This is a genomic window from Pseudomonas synxantha (genome assembly GCF_900105675.1).
In the GTDB taxonomy this organism is placed as follows: Bacteria; Pseudomonadota; Gammaproteobacteria; order Pseudomonadales; family Pseudomonadaceae; genus Aquipseudomonas; species Aquipseudomonas synxantha.
Map to the genome: position 1 here is coordinate 6,747,622 of NZ_LT629786.1, position 25,150 is coordinate 6,772,771.

21 protein-coding genes and 2 pseudogenes are annotated in these 25,150 nt (G+C 61.1%); 18 read left to right on the plus strand and 5 right to left on the minus strand.

What is annotated here, in order from left to right:
* Positions 1-34 precede the first annotated feature (34 nt).
* Positions 35-1,249, plus strand: a complete 1,215-nt coding sequence (gene serB / locus BLU48_RS31150) for a phosphoserine phosphatase SerB (protein ID WP_057023437.1) — start codon at positions 35-37, stop codon at positions 1,247-1,249.
* 132 nt (positions 1,250-1,381) lie between these two features.
* Here serB and asd read toward each other — a convergent pair whose 3' ends face one another.
* The 3 genes from asd to BLU48_RS31165 are packed head-to-tail and all read right to left on the minus strand — an operon-like array spanning position 1,382 to position 4,666.
* Positions 1,382-2,242: an archaetidylserine decarboxylase gene (gene asd / locus BLU48_RS31155; RefSeq protein WP_057023436.1), complete on the minus strand. Its 861-nt coding sequence runs from the start codon at positions 2,240-2,242 to the stop codon at positions 1,382-1,384.
* Between the two features lie 15 nt (positions 2,243-2,257).
* Positions 2,258-3,073 carry a rhodanese-like domain-containing protein gene (locus tag BLU48_RS31160; RefSeq protein WP_057023435.1) on the minus strand — a complete coding sequence of 272 codons (816 nt, stop codon included), beginning with the start codon at positions 3,071-3,073 and terminating at the stop codon, positions 2,258-2,260.
* 57 nt (positions 3,074-3,130) lie between these two features.
* Complete coding sequence (locus BLU48_RS31165; RefSeq protein WP_057023434.1) at positions 3,131-4,666, minus strand: HDOD domain-containing protein; 1,536 nt, start codon at positions 4,664-4,666, stop codon at positions 3,131-3,133.
* A gap of 166 nt (positions 4,667-4,832) precedes the next feature.
* Here BLU48_RS31165 and motA point away from each other — a divergent pair, with 166 nt between their 5' ends.
* Positions 4,833-5,684: a flagellar motor stator protein MotA gene (gene motA / locus BLU48_RS31170; RefSeq protein ID WP_043047893.1), complete on the plus strand. Its 852-nt coding sequence runs from the start codon at positions 4,833-4,835 to the stop codon at positions 5,682-5,684.
* 3 nt (positions 5,685-5,687) lie between these two features.
* A complete protein-coding gene (gene motB, locus BLU48_RS31175; protein ID WP_057023433.1) occupies positions 5,688-6,707 on the plus strand; it encodes a flagellar motor protein MotB in 1,020 nt (339 codons plus the stop codon).
* A gap of 168 nt (positions 6,708-6,875) precedes the next feature.
* Here the strand turns inward: motB and rsgA are convergent, their stop codons facing one another.
* Complete coding sequence (gene rsgA, locus BLU48_RS31180) at positions 6,876-7,907, minus strand: small ribosomal subunit biogenesis GTPase RsgA (protein ID WP_005784215.1); 1,032 nt, start codon at positions 7,905-7,907, stop codon at positions 6,876-6,878.
* Positions 7,908-8,015: 108 nt separating this feature from the next.
* On the opposite strand from rsgA, the gene orn reads away from it, so the two are divergent.
* Both orn and BLU48_RS31190 read left to right on the plus strand, forming a co-directional pair.
* Positions 8,016-8,558, plus strand: coding sequence for an oligoribonuclease (gene orn, locus BLU48_RS31185; protein ID WP_010213620.1), 543 nt, complete (start codon positions 8,016-8,018; stop codon positions 8,556-8,558).
* 472 nt (positions 8,559-9,030) lie between these two features.
* Positions 9,031-9,648 carry a trimeric intracellular cation channel family protein gene (locus BLU48_RS31190; protein ID WP_172833454.1) on the plus strand — a complete coding sequence of 206 codons (618 nt, stop codon included), beginning with the start codon at positions 9,031-9,033 and terminating at the stop codon, positions 9,646-9,648.
* Here BLU48_RS31190 and queG read toward each other — a convergent pair.
* A complete protein-coding gene (gene queG / locus BLU48_RS31195) occupies positions 9,642-10,709 on the minus strand; it encodes a tRNA epoxyqueuosine(34) reductase QueG (protein ID WP_057023432.1) in 1,068 nt (355 codons plus the stop codon). The genes BLU48_RS31190 and queG overlap by 7 nt on opposite strands.
* Before the next feature lie 63 nt (positions 10,710-10,772).
* On the opposite strand from queG, the gene BLU48_RS31200 reads away from it, so the two are divergent.
* The 13 genes and pseudogenes from BLU48_RS31200 to BLU48_RS32790 form a co-directional block, all read left to right on the plus strand.
* Positions 10,773-11,633 (plus strand): NAD(P)H-hydrate dehydratase, encoded by an 861-nt coding sequence (locus BLU48_RS31200; RefSeq protein ID WP_057023431.1) that lies wholly within the window; start codon positions 10,773-10,775, stop codon positions 11,631-11,633.
* 26 nt (positions 11,634-11,659) lie between these two features.
* Entirely contained in the window at positions 11,660-12,091 is a 432-nt protein-coding gene (gene tsaE / locus BLU48_RS31205) for a tRNA (adenosine(37)-N6)-threonylcarbamoyltransferase complex ATPase subunit type 1 TsaE (protein ID WP_225924143.1), read from the plus strand.
* A 17-nt stretch (positions 12,092-12,108) separates the two neighbouring features.
* Positions 12,109-13,530 carry an N-acetylmuramoyl-L-alanine amidase gene (locus tag BLU48_RS31210; RefSeq protein ID WP_056847107.1) on the plus strand — a complete coding sequence of 474 codons (1,422 nt, stop codon included), beginning with the start codon at positions 12,109-12,111 and terminating at the stop codon, positions 13,528-13,530.
* Positions 13,530-15,446, plus strand: a complete 1,917-nt coding sequence (mutL, locus tag BLU48_RS31215) for a DNA mismatch repair endonuclease MutL (RefSeq protein WP_046070642.1) — start codon at positions 13,530-13,532, stop codon at positions 15,444-15,446. Before BLU48_RS31210 ends, mutL begins: the two co-directional genes overlap by 1 nt.
* Positions 15,446-16,417, plus strand: coding sequence for a tRNA (adenosine(37)-N6)-dimethylallyltransferase MiaA (gene miaA / locus BLU48_RS31220; protein WP_046070643.1), 972 nt, complete (start codon positions 15,446-15,448; stop codon positions 16,415-16,417). The genes mutL and miaA overlap by 1 nt, the downstream gene beginning before the upstream one ends.
* A gap of 94 nt (positions 16,418-16,511) precedes the next feature.
* Positions 16,512-16,772 (plus strand): RNA chaperone Hfq, encoded by a 261-nt coding sequence (gene hfq, locus BLU48_RS31225; protein ID WP_003188059.1) that lies wholly within the window; start codon positions 16,512-16,514, stop codon positions 16,770-16,772.
* Between the two features lie 12 nt (positions 16,773-16,784).
* Positions 16,785-18,086: a ribosome rescue GTPase HflX gene (gene hflX, locus BLU48_RS31230; protein ID WP_043047876.1), complete on the plus strand. Its 1,302-nt coding sequence runs from the start codon at positions 16,785-16,787 to the stop codon at positions 18,084-18,086.
* 96 nt (positions 18,087-18,182) lie between these two features.
* Complete coding sequence (hflK, locus tag BLU48_RS31235) at positions 18,183-19,358, plus strand: FtsH protease activity modulator HflK (protein ID WP_046070644.1); 1,176 nt, start codon at positions 18,183-18,185, stop codon at positions 19,356-19,358.
* Entirely contained in the window at positions 19,358-20,224 is an 867-nt protein-coding gene (hflC, locus tag BLU48_RS31240) for a protease modulator HflC (protein ID WP_010213607.1), read from the plus strand. The genes hflK and hflC overlap by 1 nt, the downstream gene beginning before the upstream one ends.
* Positions 20,225-20,517: 293 nt before the next feature.
* Positions 20,518-21,705 carry an ATP phosphoribosyltransferase regulatory subunit gene (locus BLU48_RS31245; protein ID WP_057023429.1) on the plus strand — a complete coding sequence of 396 codons (1,188 nt, stop codon included), beginning with the start codon at positions 20,518-20,520 and terminating at the stop codon, positions 21,703-21,705.
* Between the two features lie 54 nt (positions 21,706-21,759).
* Entirely contained in the window at positions 21,760-23,049 is a 1,290-nt protein-coding gene (locus BLU48_RS31250) for an adenylosuccinate synthase (RefSeq protein WP_057023428.1), read from the plus strand.
* Positions 23,050-24,163: 1,114 nt separating this feature from the next.
* A pseudogene (locus tag BLU48_RS32785) lies at positions 24,164-24,217 on the plus strand (hypothetical protein); the annotation flags it as partial.
* A 390-nt stretch (positions 24,218-24,607) separates the two neighbouring features.
* Positions 24,608-25,123, plus strand: a pseudogene (locus tag BLU48_RS32790) (methyl-accepting chemotaxis protein); the annotation flags it as partial.
* Positions 25,124-25,150 lie beyond the last annotated feature (27 nt).

Genomic DNA, 25,150 nt, shown 5'->3' on the forward strand with positions numbered 1-25,150 from the left:
AGAATGCGGTTTTTTTCCAGCCTGGGGGTGCGCTTTGCGCGAAATTGTCCTGATCAACATCACAGGTCTTGACCGACCGGGTCTCACCGCGGCCATTACCGGCGTCCTGGCCCAGGGTGGTGTGAACATTCTCGACATCGGCCAGGCGGTGATCCATGACACTCTGTCGTTCGGCATCCTGGTGGAAATCCCCAGCACCGAGCAGGCCTCGTCGGTACTCAAGGACATCCTGTTTACGGCCTATAAGCTGGATCAACAGGTGCGTTTCACTCCGGTGTCCGAAGAGGACTACCAGCACTGGGTACAAGGCCAGGGCAAAAAGCGCCATATCGTCACCCTGTTGACCCGCAAGGTCACTGCCGAGCAGTTGCAACGTGTCAGCTCCATTACCGCGCAGTACGGTTTGAATATCGACCATATCGACCGTCTGTCAGGTCGCATGCCATTGGATACCCCTGCTGATAAGGGCAAGGGCTGCATCGAGTTTTCCGTGCGCGGCGAGCCGGCGGATGCGCAAGCGCTACGTGCCGAATTCCTCAGCGTGGCCCAGGAGCTGAATGTCGATATCGCCTTCCAGGAAGATTCGCTGTTCCGTCGCAACCGTCGCCTGGCGGTTTTCGACATGGACTCCACCCTGATCGAAGCCGAAGTCATCGACGAGTTGGCCAAGGCGGCCGGTGTGGGCGAGCAAGTGTCCGCGATTACCGAGCGGGCGATGGCCGGTGAGCTGGATTTTCGGGCCAGCTTCAAGGAGCGTCTGGCGTTGCTCAAGGGCCTGGACGTGAGTGTGCTGGATTCCATCGGCGCGTCACTGCGCCTGACCGAGGGCGCTGAAACCCTGTTTGCCGAACTCAAGCGCCTGGGCTACAAGACCGCCATCCTGTCGGGCGGCTTCACCTACTTCGCCAAGCAGTTGCAGGCGAAGTTGGGCATTGACTATGTATTTGCCAACGAGCTGGAAGTGGTGGATGGCAAGGTGACCGGATTGGCCGTCGAGCCGATTGTCGATGCGCAGCGCAAGGCGGATCTGCTCAAGGAACTGGCCCACAAGGAAGGCTTGCGCCTGGAGCAGACCATTGCGGTCGGCGATGGCGCCAATGACCTGCCGATGCTGGCGATTGCCGGGCTGGGTGTGGCGTTTCGCGCCAAGCCGTTGGTCAAGCAATCTGCCAAGCAAGCGATCTCGACCTTGGGTCTGGATGGCGTGCTGTATCTGCTGGGCTTGCGCGACCGCGACGGTCAGCTCTAACTGACGAAATGCGGTCAAAAATGTGGGAGGGGGCTTGCTCCCGATGGCGGTGGAACAGTCTATACATCTCCGACTGGAATACCGCCATCGGGAGCAAGCCCCCTCCCACATTTGATCTTTGCAGTTTTCAGATTAGGCTTTAGGCAGTGCGATAGCCTGGCCCATCTGTACTGGCGAACCCGCCAACAACGCTTCGGTCCATTTCACCTGCTCCGGTCCGAACAGCACGATGGCGGTCGAGCCCAGCTTGAAGCGACCCATCTCTGCACCTTTTTCCAGGTGAATCGGTGCGCGGGCAGCTTCGTCGTAGCGGAAGGTTTTCAGCTCACGCTTGGGCGGCGTCACCAGGCCGGCCCACACAGTTTCAATCGACGCCACAATCATCGCGCCCACCAGCACCAAGGCCATCGGGCCGCGCTCGGTGTCGAACAGGCAAACAACCCGCTCGTTACGCGCAAACAGCTCCGGCACGTTTTCGGCGGTGGTCTGGTTGACCGAGAAAATCCGCCCTGGCACGTACACCATCTCGCGCAAGGTACCGGCCAGTGGCATGTGCACGCGGTGGTAGTCCTTCGGCGACAGATAAATAGTGGCGAAGTCGCCACCCATGAATGGTGCAGCCAGTGCCGCGTCGCCGCCGAGCAGTTCCAGCACGCTGAAGCTGTGGCCCTTGGCCTGGAAGATGCGGCCATGCTCGATCGGTCCTACCTGGCTGACGGCGCCGTCGGCCGGGCTGAGTACCGCGCCTGGGGTCGAGTCCAGCGGGCGGGCGTCGTCTTTCAAGGCGCGGGTGAAGAAGGCGTTGAAGTGCTCGTAGGCGGTCAGGTCTTCAACCAGGGCCTGGGACATGTCCACTTGGTAGCGCTTGGCGAACCAGGCGGTGAAGGCGTTCTTGAACCAGCGCACGCGGCATTCGGCAATGCAGCCGGCCAAGCGTGAGAGCAAGTGGTGCGGGAGCAAATACTGGCTGAGGATAAACAACTGCTTTTTCATAACTGTCCTTAAACCTTAAATCTCAACGGGGGTGTCGGGGTGGTTGCCCCATTCGCCCCAGGAACCGGCATAACCTTTGACTCGCGGATAACCGAGCGCCTTGGCCACCAGGTAGGTGAAGCCAGAGCGGTGGTGAGTCTGGCAATGGGTGATGATTTCTTTGTCGCGGGTCAGCCCGAGGTCTTCGAGGACCTGCGGCATGTCACGGCGGATACGGAGGTTGCGCGCCTTGTCCATGCCGGCGGTCCATTCGAAATTTACCGCGCCGGGGATGTGACCGCCTTTGGCCGCAAGCATTTTCTCGCCGGAATACTCCAGCGGGCCGCGGGCGTCCCAGATACCCAGGTCGGCGGCGCCGAGACGGCTTTGCAGGTATTCGCGGGTGGCGGTGGGGCCATCGTGCAGCGTTAGGCTGACCGGGCCGCCGACGGGGGCGGGGGCTTCGGTGGAGAGGGGGAGCCCTTCCTCGAGCCACGCCAGCAGGCCGCCGTCGAGGTAGTGATATTTCGGGTGGCCGATCACGTCGAGCATCCAGATAAAGCGCCCGGCCCAGCCGCCGCCTTCGTCGTCATAGACCACGTAGGTCGCGTCCGGGGTGTGGCCCAGTTCGCCGAACAGTTTTTCCAGGTCGGCTTGGCTGGGCAATAGGCCGGGTGCCGGGGGCTGGCCCAGTTGGGTGCGTTTGGGGTCAACGAAATGCGCGCCGGGGATATGCCCTGCGGCGTAGCGGGCGGCACTGGTGAGGTCCACGACAATCAGGTGTTCGGCATCAAGGCGGCCAAGCAGATCGCTGGATTCGATCACCAGCGGCAAGCCAGAGAAGTCAGGCATGTGAGGTCTCCTGGGCACAAATGTTGGCGATTAAAGACGGCGATTGTAGCGCAAGCATCAGGTGCTGCGGTTGGTAAAGCTGTGCAAGGCCTTTTCGATGCATTGAGCGGTTTTGCCGAACGCCTGCACGGTGGTTTCCGAGAACGGGCCGCCGCCCTGGTCCGCGACGATCAGCATCACCACGCGGCCGTTGCAACTCAAAGAGCGCAACAGCAAGTGCTCGCCGGTGAACAAGCGACGCAGGACCGGCGGTAGCAAGGCCGAGAACTGCGCATGGTTGTCGGGGCTGAGCCGCACCTGTGCGGATTTTTCCAGCAGGCGTTGCAGCAATGTGCTGTTGATTACATCCAGGCTCAGGTGCGCGGCGTCCTTAGGCAACCCGTCGGCCTGATGCACGCGCAAGGTACTCAAGGCGCGATCGGCCATGAACAGCAAAACCCGCTGCATACCGCTGGCTACCAAGGCGTTCTTGGCGCAGGTGGTCAAGTGCATGGCATTGGCGAAGCGATTTGGCTCGACCAGCAGCTCGGTGCAGTGCTTGCGCCATACAGCCAGGGACTCGGCGGTGGGCGGCGGCGCCGGCAGCAGTCCGCGATGGACCTTCTGCACATGCCACGGCCAGATCAGCGACAGCGCCGGGTGCCAGAGATCAGGCATCAAGGTGGTGCGGGCGCTGGTCACAGCTTGCTGGTGCACCTGCTGTTGCACGTCACTCAATGGCACCTGCAGGTAGAGGGCGGTCAGGTATTGCCAACGCTCGGTGTGCGGGCAGGTCCAGGATTCCTGGGCCGACATCGCCAGGCCGTTAGCCAGCAGCACGGTGTTGGCCGGCTGGTTCAGCCAGCGGCGCAGGTTGGGCTCGGCATCGAGCAGTTGCTGGTGGCGCAGGGCATCGTCTTCGCGGGCAATGTGCAGCGCCTTGACCAGCAAACGCTGCTCCGCCAGCAGCAGCTTGTAGCCCTGTGACACCCAGATCGGCAGGTGCCAGGCGTGGGTCAACTCCAGGCAAAGGTCGAGCAAGCGCACGCCGAACAATTCTTGCTCGACCTGGCGCGCCGACTGGCCTTTATGGATCACCCGCAGCTCCCATTCCTCCAGGAGCTTGGGGAAGGCGACGGCCATCGGCCACAGCGGTGACAGAAACAGCAGGCTGCCCCAGTGGATGTCCTGCCACAACCGCGCCAAGCGGCTGCCGAACAAACCGTTGGCTTGCTGGGACGCGTGCTGGCTCACCAGTAGCAATTGGCGCAACGCAACGGGGATTTCCTGGGCTGGCACCGAGGGCAGGCGCGCCAGCAGTTCCTCGGCACGCTCGAGGCCGAGGCGGTTAAGCGCCACTTCGAGGTTTTCCGCGGGTTCGGCCAGGCTGCCATGGGTTTGACTGTTGGCTTCGCGCATGACGCTGAGCACCAAGGCCGGACTGTCTTGCATCAGCTCGGCAATATCTCGCAATGAACTGCGACTATCGCGAATGGCCTTGCACACGCGTTCATGGCTGGCCTGGGGCACGGGCAGCAACACATCGTCCAGGCACTTGATCCAAGCGGCGAGGGTGGTGGGTTTTGCATTGGATACGGTCGTTTCGTTTGCCATGATTGGGGCGCGATCATCACTTGCGTTTAACACGCCCGGAACGGGCCGAATTGGCTTTTCGCCTTAACGGGCTATAGTCTGGCGCAGTTTTGCCGATAAGTAGAACAAGAGTTTTCCGCAACACCCAATATGTCCATGAACCCGACGGCGCAAGTACCCATCTCCTATGGCTAAAATTATCGGCATCATTGTCGTCATCGCAAGTGTGCTCGGAGGGTACGTCCTCTCCCACGGTAAAATCGCCGCGTTGATTCAACCTTTCGAAGTGCTGATTATCGGCGGCGCGGCGTTTGGCGCATTCTTGCAGGCCAACCCCGGCTACATGACCATGCATGTGATCAAGAAGTCGCTGGGCATGTTCAGTTCGCGCTTCTCACACACCTTCTATCTGGAAGTGCTGGGGCTGGTCTACGAGATCCTCAACAAGAGCCGCCGTGAAGGCATGATGGCGATCGAAGGCGATATCGAAGACGCCGCCGCCAGCCCGATTTTCGCCAAGTACCCGGCGGTGCTCAAAGACGAGCGCATGACCGCCTATATCTGTGATTACCTGCGCATCATGTCCTCCGGCAATATGGCGCCCCACGAGCTGGAAGGCCTGTTCGACATGGAGTTGTTCAGCCTCAAGGAAGAGCTGGAGCATCCGTCCCACGCCGTGACCGGCATCGCCGACGGCATGCCTGGCTTTGGTATTGTCGCGGCCGTACTGGGTATCGTGGTGACCATGGCCTCCCTTGGCGAGGGCGACCAGGCAGCCATCGGCATGCACGTCGGCGCGGCGCTGGTGGGGACCTTCTTCGGTATTCTTGCGGCCTATGGTTTCTTTGGGCCGCTTGCCACATCCCTGGCCCACGATGCCAAGGAAGAGGTCAACCTCTATGAAGCGATCAAGGCATGCCTGGTAGCGTCCGCGTCGGGCATGCCGCCGTCGCTGGCCGTGGAGTTCGGGCGCAAGGTGCTCTACCCGAAGCATCGCCCAAGTTTCTCCGAGCTGGAACAAGCGGTTCGCGGTCGCTAAGCCATGGAAAACAACCAGCCAATCATCATCAAGCGCGTCAAGCGCTTCGCTGCGGGGCACCATGGTGGTGCCTGGAAAATCGCCTTCGCAGACTTCGCCACGGCAATGATGGCGTTCTTTCTGGTGCTGTGGCTGATGTCTACCGCCACGCCGGAGCAGAAAATCGCCATCGCCGGTTACTTCAAAGACCCGATTGGCTTTTCCGAAAGCGGCACGCCCTTCGTGATCGACTTGGGCGGCTCTCCGCAGTTGGCGCCTGAACGCACCATCAACCCGGAAGTGCAGACCGAATCGCCGCAGGAAAAAATCCCGATCGAGCGCGATACGGTTGAAACCATGGCCGAGCAGGTCGAGCAGGAGCGCCTGGAGCTGTTGCTGCAGGAATTGCAGAACAAGGTTGAGGAAAATCCGCAGCTGCTGAAGTTCAAGGACCAGATTTCCTTCGAGATCACGCCCGAGGGGCTGCGCATCCAGATTACCGACGCCGCCAACCGGCCGATGTTCGACTCCGGCAGCGCGCGCTTGAAACCGTACTTTGAAGACATCCTGCTGGCCATGGCCGACACCATCAAGGCGGTGCCGAACAAGATCAGCATCAGCGGCCATACCGATGCCAAGCCTTACGCGGGCCAGGGCGACTTCGGCAACTGGGAACTCTCGGCCAACCGCGCCAACGCCGCCCGCCGTGCGCTGGTGGCCGGTAGCTATCCAGACCCGCAAGTGGCGCGAGTGGTAGGTTTTGCTTCCTCGCAGTTGTTTGATCCCAAGGACCCGTTCAACCCGGTCAACCGCCGCATTGATATCGTGGTACTGACCAAAAAGGCCCAGCGTGCGATTGAGGGCGACCAGCCGCCGCCACCGACACCGACCCAGGGTGACGGCGCACCAGGCGAAGTGCCGGTTGATCCGAATGCGCTACCGCCGGAACAGCAGCCGCTGCCGGCCCATGAGCTGCGGCAGAAGCTGAACCTGTTTGATGATGGCGGGGTGAAGGATCCTACGGTGCCTGCGCCGGCCTCCTAAGCTCCAGATACAACAAGGCCGCGATGATCGCGGCCTTGTTGTATCTACCGTTTCACTGTAGGAGCGAGCTTGCTCGCGAAAAACGTCAACGATAACGTGTGTATTCAGGATGCCCGTGTTGCTCTTGGGGTCTTCGCGAGCAAGCTCGCTCCTACAGAGGCTGGCGGTTTAGTAGCTGCTCTCAGGTAGGCTCGCAATAATCGACCGATAGCTGTTCATCCGCTGCTGTTGCACGCGGCCATCTTCCAGGGCCTTGAGCAACGCACAGCCCGGCTCGCGGTCGTGCTTGCAGTCGCGGAAGCGGCAGGTGCCGATCAGGTCGTTGAACTCGATGAAGCCCGCTTCCACATCGCTGCGGCTGACGTGGCCGAGGCCGAATTCACGGATGCCCGGGGAGTCGATCAATTCGCCGCCGCCGGGAAAGTGGAACAACCGCGCGGTAGTGGTGGTGTGAGTGCCCTGGCCGGACAGTTCCGACAGTGGGCCGACGCGGGTGTCGACTTCCGGTAACAGGCTGTTGACCAGCGAAGACTTGCCCACGCCGGACTGGCCGACAAACACGCTGATGCGCCCGTCCAACTGCTGTTGCAGTTGTTCCATGCCGTTGCCGTGATGGGCCGACACTTCCAGCACCGGGTAGCCCAGGGTGCGGTAGACCGCCAACAACGCATTGAGCGCCGGGGCGTTCTGCTCGTCGATCAGGTCGAATTTGTTCAGCAGCAACAGCGGGCGAATACCGGCATGCTCGGCCGCGACCAGGTAGCGGTCGATCAGGTTGGCATGGGGCTCGGGCAGCGGCGCGAACACGATCACGATCATGTCGACGTTGGCGGCTACCGGCTTGAGCTGGCCACGGCTGTCGGGGCGGCGCAGTTCGGTGCTGCGTGGCAATTGGGCGACGATCACGCCGATGCCCTGGTTGCCGGCACGCCACACGACTTTGTCGCCGGTGACCAGCGCAGGCAGATTGGCGCGCAGGTGGCAACGGGATACTGAGCCTGCGAGCTCGCCTTCCAGCGCCTCGACCTCGACCTGCACGCCGAAGTGCGCGATCACCAGGCCGGTTTGTTCTGGGCCCAGGTCGCCGCCCTCGAGTGCTTCCACGGCGGAGGATTCACGTTTGGCGGCGCGTGCGGCGCGTTCACCTTGAATCTTTTCGATGCGCCAGTTTTGGCGACGATTGAGCTGGCGTTTGGCCATTGGTGTTCCGTGTCGATAATGCAAAGGTTAGGTAAAACGGTCGCGAGTCTAGCACGCCCCCGCCTGCTAAACTGCCTGGCTACGCCAAGGTGCCAAGAGAATCAAGCCATGCAAAACCCACAGAACCTGATTTGGATCGATCTGGAAATGACCGGTCTGAACCCTGACACCGACGTCATTATCGAGATGGCGACCATTGTCACCGACAGCAACCTCAACACCTTGGCCGAAGGTCCGGTGATCGCTATCCACCATAGCGACGCCGTGCTCGCCACCATGGACGAGTGGAACACCCGCACCCACGGTAACTCCGGCCTGACCCAACGCGTGCGCGACAGCCGCATCAGCATGGCCGAAGCCGAAGCTGAAACCATCGCCTTCCTGGAAAAGTGGGTACCCAAGGGCAAGTCGCCGATCTGCGGCAACAGCATCTGCCAGGACAGACGCTTCCTTTATACGCATATGAAGGCACTGGAGAGCTACTTCCACTATCGCAACCTCGACGTGTCGACGTTGAAAGAGCTGGCTGCGCGTTGGGCGCCGGAGGTCAAGGACAGCTTCCATAAAGGCAGCACGCACCTGGCGCTGGATGATATTCGCGAGTCGATTGCCGAGTTGCAGCATTACCGCAAGCATTTCATCAAGGCTTGAAAACTGGGCGACTGCTGAACATGTGGGAGGGGGCTTGCTCCCGATGGCGGTGTGCCAGCCCCAGATGCATTGACTGACACTCCCTCATCGGGGCATGGGTATCTACACAACTTCTGGTGCGCCGCCGGCCCATGTGGGAGGGGGCTTGCCCCCGATGGCGGCCTCACAGCCGACCAGGATGTTCGGTTGGATCGAGTACATATCCATTGTTTAGTTGACGGCCGCTATTGGTTCCGCCCTTACGGCGGGTCACTTTCGAAAAGCGCGTAAGTAACCAAGATCAAGAGCGGCTCGCTTCGCATCGTGGTTACTGACGGTCGCATGTCAGAGTTGTGTAGATACCCATGCTCATCGGGGGCAAGCCCCTTCCCACACTTGAATGGGTTTGCAAATCCAAGTGTTGGAGAGCGTTTGCCCCCTTTTGGTGCCATCAGCAAATGATTAGACTGCCGGCCTCTCTGCAAGGATCGCCATCATGTTGCTGATGCTCTACCTCATCGCCATCACGGCCGAAGCCATGACTGGCGCGTTGTCTGCCGGTCGGCGTGGCATGGACTGGTTTGGCGTGGTGCTGATCGCCTGTGTGACGGCCTTGGGCGGTGGTTCGGTGCGCGATGTATTACTTGGTCACTACCCGCTGACGTGGGTAAAACACCCGGAATATCTGGTGCTCACCTCCGTCGCGGCGTTGGTGACGATTTTTATCGCACCGCTGATGCGCCGCCTGCGCTCGCTGTTTTTGGCGTTGGACGCCTTGGGCTTGGTGGCATTTACCCTGATTGGCTGCATGACCGCCCTGGAAATGGGCCACGGCATGTTGGTGGCGTCGGTCAGTGGGGTGATCACCGGTGTCTTCGGCGGTATTCTGCGGGATATCTTCTGCAACGACATCCCGCTGATCTTCCGCCGCGAGCTGTACGCCAGCGTGTCATTCCTGGCCGCGTGGTTCTATCTGCTGTGTCTTTATCTGGAACTGCCGAGTGAGCAGGCAATTCTGCTGACGTTGTTCAGCGGCTTTCTATTGCGCCTGCTGGCGATCCGTTTTCACTGGGAAATGCCCAAGTTCGTCTACAACGATGACGTTCACTGACGACCAGCGTGTTGCTTGAGCGCCCATTCCACATGCTCGCGCACCAACTCCGACGGGTAATCCCGCCGCGCCTTCAAGGCTTCCAGCACCGGTATGCTCGACGGCGCATTACCCAGGCCTACCGCCAGGTTGCGCAACCAGCGCTCGTACCCGGCACGGCGCAAGGGTGAACCTTCGGTACTGCTGAGAAATTTATCCTCGTCCCACATGAACAGTTCGGCAAGTTCCGCGTTATCCAGATTGTGCCGTGGCTTGAAATCGCTTTCGGCGGTAGGTCGGGCGAAACGATTCCACGGGCAAACGATCTGACAGTCATCGCAGCCAAATACGCGGTTACCGATCAGTGGGCGCAGGTCCTCGGGGATGGCGCTCTTGAGTTCGATGGTCAGGTAGGAAATGCAGCGCCGGGCGTCCAGCACGTAAGGGCCGACGAAGGCATTGGTGGGGCAGATGTCCAGGCAGGCGGTGCAGCGGCCACAGTGTTCGGTGACATGGGGCGGGTCCAGCGGCAGCGGCAGATCCACAAACAGTTCGCTCAAGAAGAAATAACTGCCGGCCTTGCGGTTGAGTACCAAGGTGTTTTTACCGATCCAACCCAGTCCGGCTTGTTCGGCGATAGCTTTTTCCAATACGGGGGCGCTGTCGACAAAGGCGCGAAAACCGAAGGGGCCGATCTGTGCCTGGATGCGATCGGCCAATTGCTGCACGCGCTTGCGGATCAGCTTGTGGTAGTCGCGGCCCAGGGCGTAGCGCGAGATGTAGGCTTTTTCCGGCTTGGCCAGCAGTTGTGCCATCTGGGTATCGCCGGGCAGGTAGTCCATGCGCAGCGACACCACGCGCAAGGTGCCGGGCACCAGCTCGTCGGGGTGTGAACGTTTGCTGCCGTGGGCGCCCATGTAGTCCATCTCGCCGTGGTAGCCCGCGTCGAGCCAGCGTTGCAGGTGCTGTTCATGCTCAGCCAGGTCGAGGCCGCTGATGCCGACTTGTTGGAAGCCCAGCTCGCGGCCCCAGTCTTTGATCGATTGGGCGAGGGCGGGCAGATCGGAGGTAATAGCAGGCATGAGACACAGGAAACCACGGGTTAGATGCGTATAATTCTGCCAGACATCGGAGCTTGAAGACGCATGCCTCAGACAAAACACCAAATAACCGACGTTCAGCCCCTGTTGCCCGGCCATTTGCCGCAACTGGCTGCGCGTTCCCCGGATGCCCATAAAGGCCAGTTCGGCCATGTATTAGTCATCGGTGGCGACCGCGGCTTTGGTGGCGCGGCGTTACTGAGTACCGAAAGTGCCCTGCGCGGCGGTGCCGGCATGGTGTCCCTGGCGACCCGCCCTGAGCATGTGCCGGCGGCGCTGGCACGGCTGCCGGAAGTGATGACGGTGGGCGTCAGCTCTGCGAACCAGTTGATGAGCCTGCTGGAAAAAATCTCGGTCATCGTGATTGGCCCTGGCTTGGGCGCTGCGGCGTGGGGCAAAAGCCTGCTGTCCGTGGCGGCCAATGCCCAGCAGCCGCAGGTCTGGGATGCTGACGCCTTGAATCAGCTGGCCACAGGCAGCGTCAGCCTTCCTGCCAATAGCGTGATCACCCCGCATCCAGGTGAAGCAGCGCGGTTGTTGGGTATCTCGACAGCCGAGGTTCAGGCAGACCGCCTTAAGGTGGCGCGCGCGTTGAGCGAGAAATTCAATGCGGTGGCTATCCTCAAGGGTGCTGGCAGTTTGATTGCTAGCCCGGACGGACGTGTTTCCCGCTGTGATCAAGGCCATCCGGCCATGGCGACGGCTGGGCTTGGTGATGTCTTGGCCGGCCTGGTCGGCGCGTTATTGGCCCAGGGCATGTCCGCCTATGAGGCAAGTTGCCTGGCGGTATGGTTGCACGCCACGGCGGGAGATCGCCAAGGCAGTTTTGGTCGCGGCCTGGCTGCCAGCGACCTGATACCTGCCATTCGTCAATTGCTGGAGGAGCAGTCACCGTGCCTGAATTAGTGCTTTCCTTGGCGAATGAAGACGCCATGGTTGCGTTCGGTCAACGCATCTCGCAGGTCACCGCCGGGGCAGGATTGATTTTTCTCGAGGGTGACCTTGGGGCCGGCAAGACCACACTGTCGCGAGGAATTATTCGCGGTCTTGGCCATACGGGCGCGGTCAAAAGCCCGACGTTCACTTTGGTAGAGCCCTACGAGATCGGTGACGTGCGTGCCTTCCACTTCGACCTCTATCGCCTGGTCGACCCCGAAGAGCTCGAATTCATGGGTATCCGTGATTATTTCGACGAAGATGCGCTATGCCTGATCGAATGGCCAGATAAAGGCACAGGCTTTTTGCCAAAGCCAGACATGACCATTACCATTACGCCGCATGAGCACGGACGTCAGCTGAAGTTGTTGCCCCAGAGCGAGCGCGCTAAAGCGTGGTGCGCCACTCTGGCATTGGAATTCAAATAAAATTGGTGGGGTTAGGTATGCGCTTTCGCGCGTTGGTTGCTGTCGTGGGGGTGTTGCTTGCGGCAATGACTGTCAATGCTCTGGCTGCTTCACAGGTAAAGAGTGTTCGCCTGTGGCGAGCGCCGGATAACACGCGACTGGTGTTCGACCTGTCTGGCCCGGTCCAGCACAGTGTCTTTACCCTGACGGCACCTGATCGCCTGGTGATAGACATCAATGGTGCCAGTCTGGCCGCGCCGCTGAAGGTTTCTACCGCCAACACGCCAATTACCGCCATGCGCTCGGCCCAGCGTACGCCGACCGACCTGCGCGTGGTCATCGACCTGAAAAAGGCCGTGACCCCCAAAAGTTTTTCGCTGGCACCCAACGCCCAATACGGCAACCGCCTGGTGGTCGACCTGTTCGACAACCCTGCCGACGCCGCACCGCCGCCTGCGCCGACGCCAAGCGTGGCGACGGTACCGGCGGTGCCGGTCAACCCCTCGCAACCCCAGGTCAAGCTGCCACCTCCGCCGCCCGCACCGGCTGGCAAGCGCGACATCATCGTGGTGATCGACGCCGGCCACGGTGGCGAAGACCCGGGTGCCTCCGGCTCCCGTGGCCAGCATGAGAAGGACGTGGTACTGGCGATCGCCCGCGAGCTGCAGCGCCAGATCAACGGCATGAAGGGCTACCGTGCCGAGCTGACGCGCACCGGTGACTACTTCATTCCTTTGCGTGGCCGTACCGAAATCGCCCGTAAGAAGGGTGCTGACCTGTTCGTGTCGATCCATGCCGACGCCGCCCCGTCCACTGCCGCCTTTGGTGCTTCGGTGTTTGCCCTGTCGGATCGCGGCGCCACCTCCGAGACCGCCCGCTGGCTGGCCGACAGTGAAAACCGTTCCGACTTGATCGGCGGGGCCGGCAACGTGTCCCTCGACGATAAGGACAAGATGCTCGCCGGCGTGCTGCTCGACCTGTCGATGACCGCCTCGCTGACCTCCAGCCTGAACGTCGGCCAGAAAGTCCTGAGCAACATCGGTCGCGTGACCTCGCTGCACAAACAGCGCGTGGAGCAGGCCGGGTTCATGGTGTTGAAGTCGCCGGATATCCCGTCGATCCTGGTGGAAACCGGGTTTATCTCCAACGCCAACGAGGCGTCGAAGCTGGCCAGCGCCAGCCATCAGCAGGCGTTGGCACGCTCGATCAGCGCCGGCGTGCGCCAGTTCTTCCAGCAGAACCCGCCGCCGGGCACCTATATCGCCTGGCTGCGCGACTCCGGCAAGATCGCCCAGGGCCCGCGTGACCATCGCGTGCAGCCCGGTGATACCGTCGCCATGCTGGCAGTACGTTTCCAAGTCACGCCTGCGGCCTTGCGCAGCGCCAATAACCTGAAAAGCGATGAATTGAAGATCGGCCAGGTGTTGACCATTCCCGGCACTGAATTGGCGGCGCAGTAATGAGCGAATCCATCTTGAACAGCGGCTCGCGCATTGAATTGCTCAGCCCGCGTCTTGCCAACCAGATCGCCGCCGGTGAGGTCGTTGAGCGCCCGGCTTCGGTGATCAAGGAGTTGCTGGAAAACAGCATCGACTCGGGCGCCAAGCGCATCGATGTCGACGTGGAGCAGGGCGGTGTCAAGCTGCTGCGGGTGCGCGACGACGGCAGTGGCATCTCCGCCGATGACCTGCCGCTGGCCCTGGCCCGCCACGCCACCAGCAAGATACGCGACCTGGAAGACCTGGAGCGGGTCATGAGCCTGGGCTTTCGCGGTGAGGCCCTGGCCTCCATCAGTTCCGTGGCCCGCCTGACTCTCACTTCCCGCACACGCAGTGCCGAGCAAGCCTGGCAAGTGGAAACCGAAGGTCGCGACATGGCGCCTCGGGTTCAGCCGGCGGCGCACCCGGTGGGCACTTCGGTGGAAGTACGCGACCTGTTCTTCAACACCCCGGCACGGCGCAAATTCCTCAAGGCCGAGAAAACCGAATTCGACCACCTGCAAGAAGTCATCAAGCGCCTGGCCCTGGCCCGCTTCGATGTGGCGTTTCATCTGCGCCACAACGGCAAGACCATCCTCAGCCTGCACGAAGCCCACGACGACGCCGCACGCGCTCGCCGGGTGGCGGCAGTGTGCGGTAGCGGGTTCCTGGAGCAGGCACTGCCGATTGAGATCGAACGCAATGGCCTGAGGCTGTGGGGCTGGGTCGGGTTGCCGACGTTTTCCCGTAGCCAGGCCGACTTGCAGTATTTCTTTGTGAACGGCCGTGCGGTACGCGACAAGCTGGTGGCCCACGCGGTGCGCCAGGCCTACCGCGACGTGCTGTTCAACGGGCGGCACCCGACGTTTGTGCTGTTCTTTGAGGTCGACCCGTCGGTGGTCGACGTCAACGTGCACCCGACCAAGCACGAAGTGCGCTTCCGTGATGGGCGCATGGTGCATGACTTCCTGTATGGCACGCTGCACCGCGCCTTGGGCGATGTGCGTCCGGATGACCAACTGTCAGCGCCGATTGTCACGGCCGTGGTACGGCCAACTGGCCCGGAAGCCGGAGAGTTCGGCCCCCAGGGTGAAATGAGCCTGGCCGCCAACCTGCTGCAATCGCCACAGTCGCAACCGACCTACACGGCGCCGAACTCGGGTGCCGGTGCGGGCTATCAGTATCAATACACGCCGCGGCCGCAATCGACAGTGCCGGTGGCCGAGGCCCAGGCGGCGTACCGTGAGTTTTTCGCGCCGCTGCCGGGCGCCGAGCCGGGTATTGCTCCTTCACTGCCGGAAGGCGGCGGTGATATTCCGCCACTGGGCTATGCCCTGGCGCAGCTCAAGGGCATCTACATTCTTGCGGAAAATGCCCATGGCCTGGTGCTGGTGGACATGCACGCCGCCCACGAACGGATCATGTACGAGCGCCTGAAAGTTGCCATGGCCAGCGAAGGCCTCAGCGGCCAGCCGCTGCTGGTGCCGGAGTCCCTGGCGGTGAGCCAGCGCGAGGCCGATTGCGCCGAAGAGCATCACAGTGTGTTCCAGAAACTTGGCTTCGAATTGCAGCGCCTGGGCCCGGAAACCCTGGCGATCCGTCAGATACCCGCCTTGCTCAAGCAGGCCGAGGCCAACCGCCTGGTGGCCGACGTGCTGGCAGACCTGATGGAATACGGCACCAGTGACCGTATCCAGGCGCATATCAATGAGCTGCTTGGCACCATGGCCTGCCACGGTGCCATTCGCGCCAATCGCCGCCTGGCCCTGCCGGAAATGAACGGCCTGCTGCGCGACATGGAAAACACCGAGCGCAGCGGCCAATGCAACCATGGCCGACCGACCTGGACCCAGATGGGACTGGACGATCTGGACAAACTCTTCTTGCGCGGCCGTTGATGAGCGCCTTGCCCCCCGCTATCTTCCTGATGGGCCCCACGGCCGCCGGCAAGACCGACCTGGCCATCGAGCTGACCAAGGTGTTGCCCTGCGAGCTGATCAGCGTTGACTCTGCCCTGGTTTACCGGGACATGGACATTGGTACTGCCAAGCCGTCGAAAGCGTTGTTGGCCCAGTATCCGCACCGTTTGATCGACATCATCGACCCGGCCGAGAGCTATTCGGCCGCGGATTTTCGTACCGACGCCCTGGCGGCCATGGCTGAGATCACCGCGCGGGGCAATATTCCGCTGCTAGTGGGCGGTACGATGCTCTACTACAAGGCTTTGCAGGAAGGCCTGGCCGATATGCCGCCTGCTGACGCCCAAGTGCGCGCCGAACTCGAAGAAGAGGCTGCACGCCTCGGCTGGCAAGCCTTGCACGATCAATTGGCGGCGGTGGACCCGGTGTCCGCGGCGCGCATTCACCCCAATGACCCCCAGCGCCTCACCCGTGCCTTGGAAGTCTGGCGTGTGAGTGGCCGGACCATGACTGAACACAGGCTGAAACAAAGTGCGCAAAGTGCTGATGCAGGCGCATCTGGACAGTCACAATTGCCCTATACTGTGGCGAACCTGGCCATCGCTCCGGCAAATCGCCAGGTGCTGCATGAACGAATTGCACAAAGATTCACAATTATGTTGGAACAGGGGTTTGTGGAGGAGGTCGTAGCACTGCGTTCAAGAGGTGACCTGCATCCCGGGCTGCCTTCGATACGTGCTGTAGGCTACCGCCAAGTCTGGGATCATCTGGATGGCAAGCTGACGTCAGCCGAAATGCAGGAGCGCGGCATCATTGCCACGCGCCAATTGGCGAAGCGCCAGTTCACCTGGCTGCGCAGCTGGAGCGATTTGCACTGGTTGGACAGCCTGGACAGCGACAATCTGTCACGCGCCTTGAAATACTTGGGAACGGTCTCCATATTGAGCTGAGTCCTTGCAATTGCCGTCTATCCTTGGGGGTGTGGCGGCCATAAGCTATCTATTTTCCGATTTTTTATTATTGATCCTTAAAGGAGTGCGGCACATGTCAAAAGGGCATTCGCTACAAGACCCTTACTTGAATACTTTACGTAAAGAGAAAGTGGGGGTTTCCATCTACCTGGTCAACGGTATCAAGCTGCAAGGTACGATCGAGTCGTTCGACCAGTTCGTGATCCTGCTGAAAAACACCGTCAGCCAGATGGTCTACAAGCACGCTATCTCGACAGTCGTTCCAGTTCGTCCAATTCGTCTGCCTAGCGCAGCAGGTGACGAACAGGGTGACGCTGAGCCAGGTAACGCCTGATAGGAGTCTCCTTTGTTCTTTGAGCGCCACGGTGGTGGTGAGCGAGTAATCCTCGTTCACTTGGATGGACAGGACCCTGAGGCGCGCGAAGATCCGCAGGAGTTTCAGGAGTTGGCAAATTCGGCCGGCGCCGAGACCGTTGCGTTTTTTAACGTGCCGCGTCATCGGCCAACCGCCAAATACCTGATAGGCAGCGGCAAGGTCGAGGAATTGCGCGACCTGGTCCACGCCGAAGAAGCCGATCTGGTGATCTTCAATCACATTCTCACGCCCAGTCAGGAACGTAACCTCGAACGTGTTTTCGAGTGTCGCGTGATTGACCGTACCGGCCTCATCCTCGATATTTTTGCCCAGCGCGCCCGTACCCATGAAGGCAAGCTCCAGGTCGAACTGGCCCAGCTTGACCACATGAGCACCCGCCTGGTTCGCGGCTGGACTCACCTTGAGCGCCAGGGTGGTGGTATCGGTATGCGAGGCCCGGGTGAAACCCAGCTGGAAACCGACCGGCGCCTGCTGCGGGTTCGCCTGCGCCAGATCAAGGGCCGCCTCGAGAAAGTGCGCAGCCAACGCGAGCAATCGCGACGTGGCCGTACCCGCGCGGATATCCCGACCGTTTCCCTAGTGGGTTATACCAACGCCGGCAAATCCACGCTGTTCAACAACGTGACGAAATCGGACGTGTACGCGGCCGACCAACTGTTCGCAACCCTCGACCCGACCCTGCGCCGCCTGGATATCGACGACCTGGGGCCGATTGTCCTGGCCGATACAGTGGGCTTCATCCGTCACTTGCCCCACAAGCTGGTCGAGGCATTTCGGTCTACGCTCGAAGAGTCGAGCAATTCCGACCTGCTCTTGCACGTGATCGATGCGGCCGAACCGGATCGCATGCTGCAAATTGAACAGGTCATGGTGGTGCTGGGCGAGATTGGTGCCCAGGACTTGCCGATCCTCGAGGTCTATAACAAACTCGATTTGCTCGAAGGCGTTGAGCCACAGATCCAGCGCGACGAAAACGGCAAGCCCCAACGGGTCTGGTTGTCGGCGCGTGATGGCAGTGGCCTGGAGCTGCTTGAACAAGCCATTGCCGAATTGCTCGGCAGCGATTTGTTCGTCGGTACCTTGCGCTTGCCTCAGCGTTTTGCTCGACTGCGTGCACAGTTTTTCGAGTTGGGCGCGGTACAGAAAGAAGAACACGACGAAGAAGGTGTCAGCTTGCTGGCCGTTCGATTGCCGCGCTCGGAGCTCAATCGACTGGTCAGTCGCGAGGGTGTTGTACCGGCAGAGTTCATCGAACAACACACTTTGCAATAAAAGCCTCCTAAAGCGGTTGTGCCGCGGTAGCAGGCATTCTGTAGCATTGGTCGGCGCGCCGTGGGTGCGTCTTTGCTTTATCAGATGGAGAGCGCTATGGCTTGGAATGAGCCGGGTGGCAACTCGAATAATCAGGATCCTTGGGGTGGTAAGCGCCGCAATAATGGCGACCGCAAGGGGCCACCGGATCTCGACGAGGCCTTCCGAAAGCTGCAGGAAAGCCTGAATGGGTTGTTCGGTGGTGGAAAAAAACGTGGTGGTGACGACGGCGGTCGCACAAGCAAGGGCGGTGGCTATGGCCTGTTGGGCCTGGGTCTTGTCGTGCTGGCGGCCGTGTGGCTCTACAGTGCGGTATACGTCGTGGACGAGCAGGAGCAGGCCGTGGTGCTGCGCTTCGGCAAGTACTACGAGACTGTCGGCCCGGGCCTGAATATCTATTTCCCGCCGATCGACAAGAAGTACATGGAGAACGTCACGCGTGAGCGGGCGTACACCAAGCAGGGCCAGATGCTGACCGAAGACGAGAACATCGTCGAAGTGCCGCTGACCGTGCAGTACAAGATCAGCAACCTGCAGGACTTCGTTCTGAACGTCGACCAGCCGGAAATCAGCCTGCAACACGCAACCGAAAGTGCCCTGCGCCACGTGGTGGGTTCTACCGCCATGGACCAGGTGCTCACCGAAGGTCGTGAATTGATGGCAAGCGAAATCAAGGAGCGTCTGCAACGCTTCCTCGACACCTATCGCACCGGTATCACCGTCACCCAGGTGAACGTACAGAGCGCAGCGGCACCGCGTGAAGTGCAGGAAGCCTTTGACGACGTGATCCGCGCCCGTGAAGACGAGCAGCGTTCGCGCAACCAGGCTGAAACCTACGCCAACGGCGTCGTGCCGGAAGCCCGCGGCCAGGCCCAGCGTATCATCGAGGATGCCAACGGCTATCGCGATGAGGTGGTCTCCCGTGCCAAGGGTGAGGCAGATCGCTTTACCAAGCTGGTAGCCGAGTACCGCAAGGCGCCGGAAGTCACCCGTGAGCGTCTGTACCTGGACACCATGCAGGAAGTCTTCAGCAACACCAGCAAGGTTCTCGTGACTGGCAGCAAGGGTGGGCAGAACAACCTGCTGTACCTGCCGCTGGACAAGATGATCGAAGGTGGTCGTAGTGGCACCAGCGCACCGTCTACCGGTTCCAGTGCCGCTGCCAACGAAGCGAGCGCCCGTGCGGCCGCTGACTTGCTGCAACAGCAAACACGTACCAGGGAGAGTCGTTGATGAGCAATAAATCGCTGACCGCTCTGATTGTGGGCGTCGTCGTGGTCATCGCTGCCTGGAACTGCTTCTACATCGTGGCTCAGACCGAGCGTGCGGTGCTGCTGCAATTCGGTCGTGTGGTCCAGGCGGATGTCCAGCCGGGCCTGCATGTGAAAGTCCCCTACGTCAACCAGGTGCGCAAGTTCGACGCCCGCCTTATGACCCTGGATGCACCGACACAGCGCTTCCTGACCCTGGAAAAGAAAGCCGTGATGGTTGACGCCTACGCCAAGTGGCGCGTCAAGGATGCCGAGCGCTTCTACACAGCGACCTCCGGCCTCAAGCAGATTGCTGACGAGCGTCTGTCGCGTCGTCTGGAATCGGGCCTGCGTGACCAGTTTGGTAAACGCACCCTGCACGAGGTGGTATCCGGTGAGCGGGATGCGCTGATGGCTGACATCACGCGTTCGCTGAACACCATGGCGGAAAAAGAGCTGGGTATCGAAGTGGTCGATGTCCGGGTCAAGGCCATTGACCTGCCCAAGGAAGTCAACCGCAGCGTGTTCGAGCGCATGAGCACCGAGCGTGAGCGCGAGGCCCGTGAGCACCGCGCCAAGGGTAACGAGCTGGCAGAGGGGATCCGTGCGGATGCCGACCGTCAGCGCCGTGTCCTGCTGGCAGAAGCTTATCGCGAGTCTGAAGAGGCCCGTGGTGATGGTGATGCCCAAGCCGCGGCGATCTACGCCAAGGCCTACGGCCAGGACCAGGAGTTCTACGCGTTCTACCGTAGCCTGCGCGCCTACCGTGAAAGCTTCGCGAACAAAACCGACGTCATGGTGCTGGACCCAAGCAGCGACTTCTTCCGCTACCTGGAAAAGTCCAAGTAACCAGCCTGTAATTCTGTAGGACGCACTCCGTCGGGCGGCTAAAATGCCTGGCGGGGTGCTCCTTTCAGAAAACGGGTGTATGATGCGGCAGCCGGGAAATTCCCGGCTTTTTTGCGTCTGCATGTTTGATTCGGCAGGCGTGACAGGTTTTTCGAGGAAAGTGCCCGACGAGGCCGGTTACAGGCCGTTCGTCACGTCGCTCTTGCGCGTGGTTTATGCAAGAGGCGGGTATTTTCTGCTTCACTCAAGGTTCGGCCGAGGGCTGGCCGCCCGGATCAAAGGGGAATGGCGTAATGGCAACGGTAGACCGCTGGCTGCTGCCAGATGGCATCGAAGAAGTACTGCCACCAGAAGCTGCGCGCATTGAAATAGCGCGTCGCCAGGTGTTGGATCTGTTCCAGAGCTGGGGTTACGAGTTTGTCGTGACTCCCCATATCGAGTACCTGGAATCCCTGCTGACCGGCGCGGGCCAGGACCTGGATCTGCGCACCTTCAAGGTCATCGACCCGCAATCGGGCCGGCAAATGGGTTTCCGTGCCGACATCACGCCGCAAGTGGCGCGCATCGATGCGCACACTCTGCGCCGCGAAGGTCCTAGCCGCCTGTGCTACGCCGGCAGCGTGCTACATGCCCAGCCGCGTGCCTTGTCGTCTTCCCGGAGCCCGATCCAGTTGGGCGCCGAGTTGTACGGCGATGCCAGCCCGAGCAGCGATGTTGAAGTGATCAGCCTGATGCTGGCCATGCTGCAACTGGCGGATGTGCCGGATGTGCACATGGATCTGGGGCATGTCGGTATCTACCGCGGCCTGGCCCGTGCGGCCGGGTTGTCCGGCGAAGTAGAGCAGCAATTGTTCGATGCCCTGCAACGCAAGGCCATCGATGAAGTGGTCGCTCTCACCGAGGGTGTACCTTCGGATCTGGCCGGCATGCTGCGTGCGCTGGTGGATCTGTGCGGTGGCCGTGAAGTGCTGTCGGCTGCACGTGAGCGCCTGGCCAAGGCGCCAGCGCCGGTATTGGCCGCGCTGGATGACGTGCTGGCAATCGCCGAGCGCCTGTCGGCGCGGTTCCCGCAGCTGCCTCTGTATTTTGATCTTGGCGAATTGCGTGGCTATCACTACCACACCGGCGTGGTGTTCGCGGTATTTGTCCCGGGTGTTGGCCAAGCCATCGCCCAGGGTGGTCGTTATGACGATATCGGCGCTGACTTCGGTCGTGCGCGTCCGGCCACTGGTTTTTCCACCGATTTGAAAACCCTGGTGACCCTGGGGCGTGCTGAGGTCGAGCTGCCGTCTGGTGGCATCTGGATGCCCGACAGTACGGACGCAGCGCTCTGGCAGCAGGTTTGCCAGTTACGCAGTGAGGGTCAGCGTGTAGTCCAGGCCTTGCCTGGGCAGCCATTGGCCGCCGCCCGTGAAGCGGACTGCGACCGGCAATTGATTCAGCAGAACGGGCTTTGGCAAGTATCGCCACTGGCTTCTTGAGTTTTCCTGCCGGCCATCGCCGGCACCAAGTTTGCGCGAATGAGGACAAGTGTTATGGGTAAGAATGTCGTAGTCCTGGGCACCCAATGGGGTGATGAGGGCAAAGGCAAGATCGTTGATCTGCTGACCGAACATGCTGCCGCCGTAGTGCGCTACCAAGGTGGCCACAACGCTGGCCACACCCTGGTCATCGATGGCGAAAAAACCGTCTTGCACCTGATCCCGTCGGGCGTACTGCGCGAAGGTGTGCAGTGCCTGATCGGCAACGGCGTGGTGGTCGCACCTGATGCCCTGCTACGCGAGATCATCAAGTTGGAAGAGAAAGGCGTGCCGGTGCGTGAGCGTCTACGTATCAGCCCGTCCTGCCCGCTGATCCTGTCCTTCCACGTTGCGCTGGACCAGGCCCGTGAAAAGGCCCGTGGCGAGCTGAAGATCGGTACTACCGGTCGCGGTATCGGCCCGGCCTACGAAGACAAGGTTGCCCGTCGTGGCCTGCGTGTAGGCGACCTGCTCAACATGCCGCGCTTTGAAGACAAGCTGCGTGAACTGGTGGATTACCACAACTTCATGCTGGTGGGTTACTACAAAGAGCCTGCCATCGAGTTCGAAAAGACCCTGGCCGAGTGCAAGGAATACGCTGAGCTGCTCAAGCCGCTGATGCTGGACGTGACCGCCGAGCTGCACGACCTGCGTCGCGCCGGCAAAGACATCATGTTCGAAGGCGCCCAGGGTTCGCTGCTGGACATCGACCACGGTACCTACCCGTACGTGACCAGCTCCAACACCACCGCTGGCGGCGTAGCCACAGGTTCAGGCGTTGGCCCGATGTTCCTGGACTACATCCTGGGCATCACCAAGGCCTACACCACCCGTGTCGGTTCGGGTCCATTCCCGACTGAGCTGTTCGACGACGTCGGTGCACACCTGGCCAAGCAAGGTCACGAGTTCGGCGCAACCACCGGCCGTGCTCGCCGTTGTGGCTGGTTCGACGCCGTTATCCTGCGTCGCGCTATCGATGTGAACAGCATCTCGGGCATCTGCCTGACCAAGCTGGACGTCCTCGACGGTCTGGAAACCATCAACATCTGCATCGGCTACAAAGATGCACAAGGCAACGATGTCGCTCCGACCGACGCCGACAGCTACGTAGGCCTGCAGCCTGTGTACGAAGAAGTGCCGGGCTGGAGCGAATCGACCGTGGGTGCCAAGACCCTGGAAGAACTGCCAGCCAACGCTCGGGCCTACATCAAGCGTGTTGAAGCGTTGATCGGCGCACCGATCGACATTATTTCGACGGGCCCGGACCGCAACGAGACCATCGTGCTGCGTCACCCGTTCGCTTAATAAGCTGTTGATGTAAAAAGCAAAGGGCTCCTTCGGGAGCCCTTTGTCGTATCTGCAGGCCAGGCGGCACGACCCTTGCTGTGTTTCTCTCTTTCGCGGTGCTATCAATTTAATGGCACCCGTGGTGGAGGGATTCCCGATGTCTGCCGTTCTCTCATTGTTACAAAGCCGGCTGTTGCGGCCGGTCTTCGTTACCCTTGGTATCGCTCTTTTGGTGCAAGTGCTGGTCGCCGTCGCTCTGACCCGGAGCACGGTCACTGCACTGGAGGCCGATTTGGGCAATCGCCTGGGTATCGACAGCCAGAAGCTGTCTGGCGAATTGGCCCAGGCGGGCAAGGAAGTCACCTCCAGCCTGGACAGCCTGTCTACCAGCACCCGCCAGCGTCTGACGGCCGGGCTATCTACGCGCTTGCAGGAAGAACAGAAGCAGCTGCGTGCGACCCTGGAAAAAGACCTGCAGGACTCCGCCAATGATATGGCGCAGTTGTTGGCTTCCGTGGCCCCTCGCGCCATGTGGGACAGTGATGTACCGACGCTGTCGGAGTTCGCCCGGCGTGCCCAGCGCAATCCCAACGTATTGTTTGTGGTTTACGACGATGCGGCGGGGGAGCACCTGACCCGTTATTTGAATCGTGAAAACCCAATCAACCAGGCCCTGCTGGCAAAGGGCGCAGGTGAACGTGCCCTGGATAAGGTTCTGGACGCGGCGAAGACAGATCCTTCTGTGTATTACGTCGAAGCGTCCATCAGCCCCAACGGCGTGGAAATCGGCAAGGTGCGCATGGGGGTGTCGACCGCTGCGGTCGAGGCTGATCTACAGGCATTGGATAAGCGCTTTGCCGCGCTGATCGCCAGTGGCGATCAATTGGTAGGCGACAGCCTCAAGGGCGCTGCGGCTGATAGTGCCGCCGCCATGGGCGCAAGGTTGCAATCGGCACAAGCCACTGCCACCCAGATGACCGCCAACACCGCCAGTGCCGTGCAGGAAGCTGCGGGCACCCTGCGCTGGCGTATCGGCATGGGCCTGGCCTTGGTGGGGCTTGGCGTATTGCTGCTGATCGCCATCGTACTCGGTCGGCGCGTGGTCAACCGCTTGAAGCTGCTGATCGCGGCCATGGATGACTTGGCGGCAGGCGAGGGCGATCTCACCAAGCGCGTGCAGATCAACAGCAAGGACGAAATCGGTGACATGGCCTCGGCGGTCAATCGCTTTGTGGATAAGTTGCAACCCATCGTGCGCGAAGCAGGCGATGTGGCCCAGCGCACCGGCGTTGAAATCGGTGCAATGACGTTGCGCAATGCTGGCGCGGATGCTGCCGCTGGCTTGCAGCGTGACGAAGTGGCGGAGAGTTTGCGCGCACTCTCGCAAATGGCCGACGAGGCCCAGGCCGAAAGCCATGCGATGCAGGCGGCGTTGCAACAGGTGGTGGATATTCGCCAGGCCACGGATGAAAACTCGCGCACTTCCGCCGAAGTCGGCAACTTGATCGAAGCGTTGGCAGGACAGGTCCAGGCCGGCTCCCAGGTCATCGAGCGTCTGGCCCAGCAAAGCGAGCAGATCGAAGTCGTGCTGACTGTGATCCACGGCATCGCCGAGCAAACCAACCTGCTGGCCCTTAACGCGGCCATCGAAGCGGCACGGGCCGGCGAGACCGGTCGCGGCTTTGCCGTGGTGGCGGACGAAGTGCGGGCGCTGGCCAGCAAGACCCAAAGCTCCACAGGCGATATCCAGGCGCATATCGTGGCGTTGCAACAGGGCGCGCGTGAGGCGGTGGAAACCATCGGCAAGGCTGGGCGCCAGGCCAATGAAGGCTTGCTGGTGCTGCGTGACAGCGTGCGCTTGCAGCAGACGGTACAGGCGTCAGTGGAACAGGTGCACGCGGCCATTGGCCTGGCGACGCGTGCAGCCGAGCATCAGGCCCAGGGCGCCCATGCGGTGCGTGGGCGGGTCGAGGTGATCCATGCCCAGGCCGAACGTGCGGCACAGGCGGTGGTGGAGACGACGGCAAGTGGCAAGGTGCTGGATGGGTTGGCGGCGCAGTTGAAGGCGAGCCTGGGGCAGTTCAGGGCTTAGCGTCGCCTGTGCCGGCCTCATCGGGGG

What these genes read in the sequence shown, in the direction of transcription:
- miaA (WP_046070643.1), top strand. Translation starts at nt 15,446, where the DNA reads ATGAGCGCCTTGCCCCCCGCTATCTTCCTGATGGGCCCCACGGCCGCC.
- tsaE (WP_225924143.1), top strand. Translation starts at nt 11,660, where the DNA reads ATGGTTGCGTTCGGTCAACGCATCTCGCAGGTCACCGCCGGGGCAGGA.
- orn (WP_010213620.1), top strand. Translation starts at nt 8,016, where the DNA reads ATGCAAAACCCACAGAACCTGATTTGGATCGATCTGGAAATGACCGGT.
- asd (WP_057023436.1), bottom strand. Translation starts at nt 2,242, where the DNA reads ATGAAAAAGCAGTTGTTTATCCTCAGCCAGTATTTGCTCCCGCACCAC.
- BLU48_RS31165 (WP_057023434.1), bottom strand. Translation starts at nt 4,666, where the DNA reads ATGGCAAACGAAACGACCGTATCCAATGCAAAACCCACCACCCTCGCC.
- BLU48_RS31210 (WP_056847107.1), top strand. Translation starts at nt 12,109, where the DNA reads ATGCGCTTTCGCGCGTTGGTTGCTGTCGTGGGGGTGTTGCTTGCGGCA.
- BLU48_RS31200 (WP_057023431.1), top strand. Translation starts at nt 10,773, where the DNA reads ATGCCTCAGACAAAACACCAAATAACCGACGTTCAGCCCCTGTTGCCC.
- motB (WP_057023433.1), top strand. Translation starts at nt 5,688, where the DNA reads ATGGAAAACAACCAGCCAATCATCATCAAGCGCGTCAAGCGCTTCGCT.
- queG (WP_057023432.1), bottom strand. Translation starts at nt 10,709, where the DNA reads ATGCCTGCTATTACCTCCGATCTGCCCGCCCTCGCCCAATCGATCAAA.
- rsgA (WP_005784215.1), bottom strand. Translation starts at nt 7,907, where the DNA reads ATGGCCAAACGCCAGCTCAATCGTCGCCAAAACTGGCGCATCGAAAAG.
- BLU48_RS31250 (WP_057023428.1), top strand. Translation starts at nt 21,760, where the DNA reads ATGGGTAAGAATGTCGTAGTCCTGGGCACCCAATGGGGTGATGAGGGC.
- hflK (WP_046070644.1), top strand. Translation starts at nt 18,183, where the DNA reads ATGGCTTGGAATGAGCCGGGTGGCAACTCGAATAATCAGGATCCTTGG.
- hfq (WP_003188059.1), top strand. Translation starts at nt 16,512, where the DNA reads ATGTCAAAAGGGCATTCGCTACAAGACCCTTACTTGAATACTTTACGT.
- mutL (WP_046070642.1), top strand. Translation starts at nt 13,530, where the DNA reads ATGAGCGAATCCATCTTGAACAGCGGCTCGCGCATTGAATTGCTCAGC.
- BLU48_RS31160 (WP_057023435.1), bottom strand. Translation starts at nt 3,073, where the DNA reads ATGCCTGACTTCTCTGGCTTGCCGCTGGTGATCGAATCCAGCGATCTG.
- hflC (WP_010213607.1), top strand. Translation starts at nt 19,358, where the DNA reads ATGAGCAATAAATCGCTGACCGCTCTGATTGTGGGCGTCGTCGTGGTC.
- BLU48_RS31245 (WP_057023429.1), top strand. Translation starts at nt 20,518, where the DNA reads ATGGCAACGGTAGACCGCTGGCTGCTGCCAGATGGCATCGAAGAAGTA.
- motA (WP_043047893.1), top strand. Translation starts at nt 4,833, where the DNA reads ATGGCTAAAATTATCGGCATCATTGTCGTCATCGCAAGTGTGCTCGGA.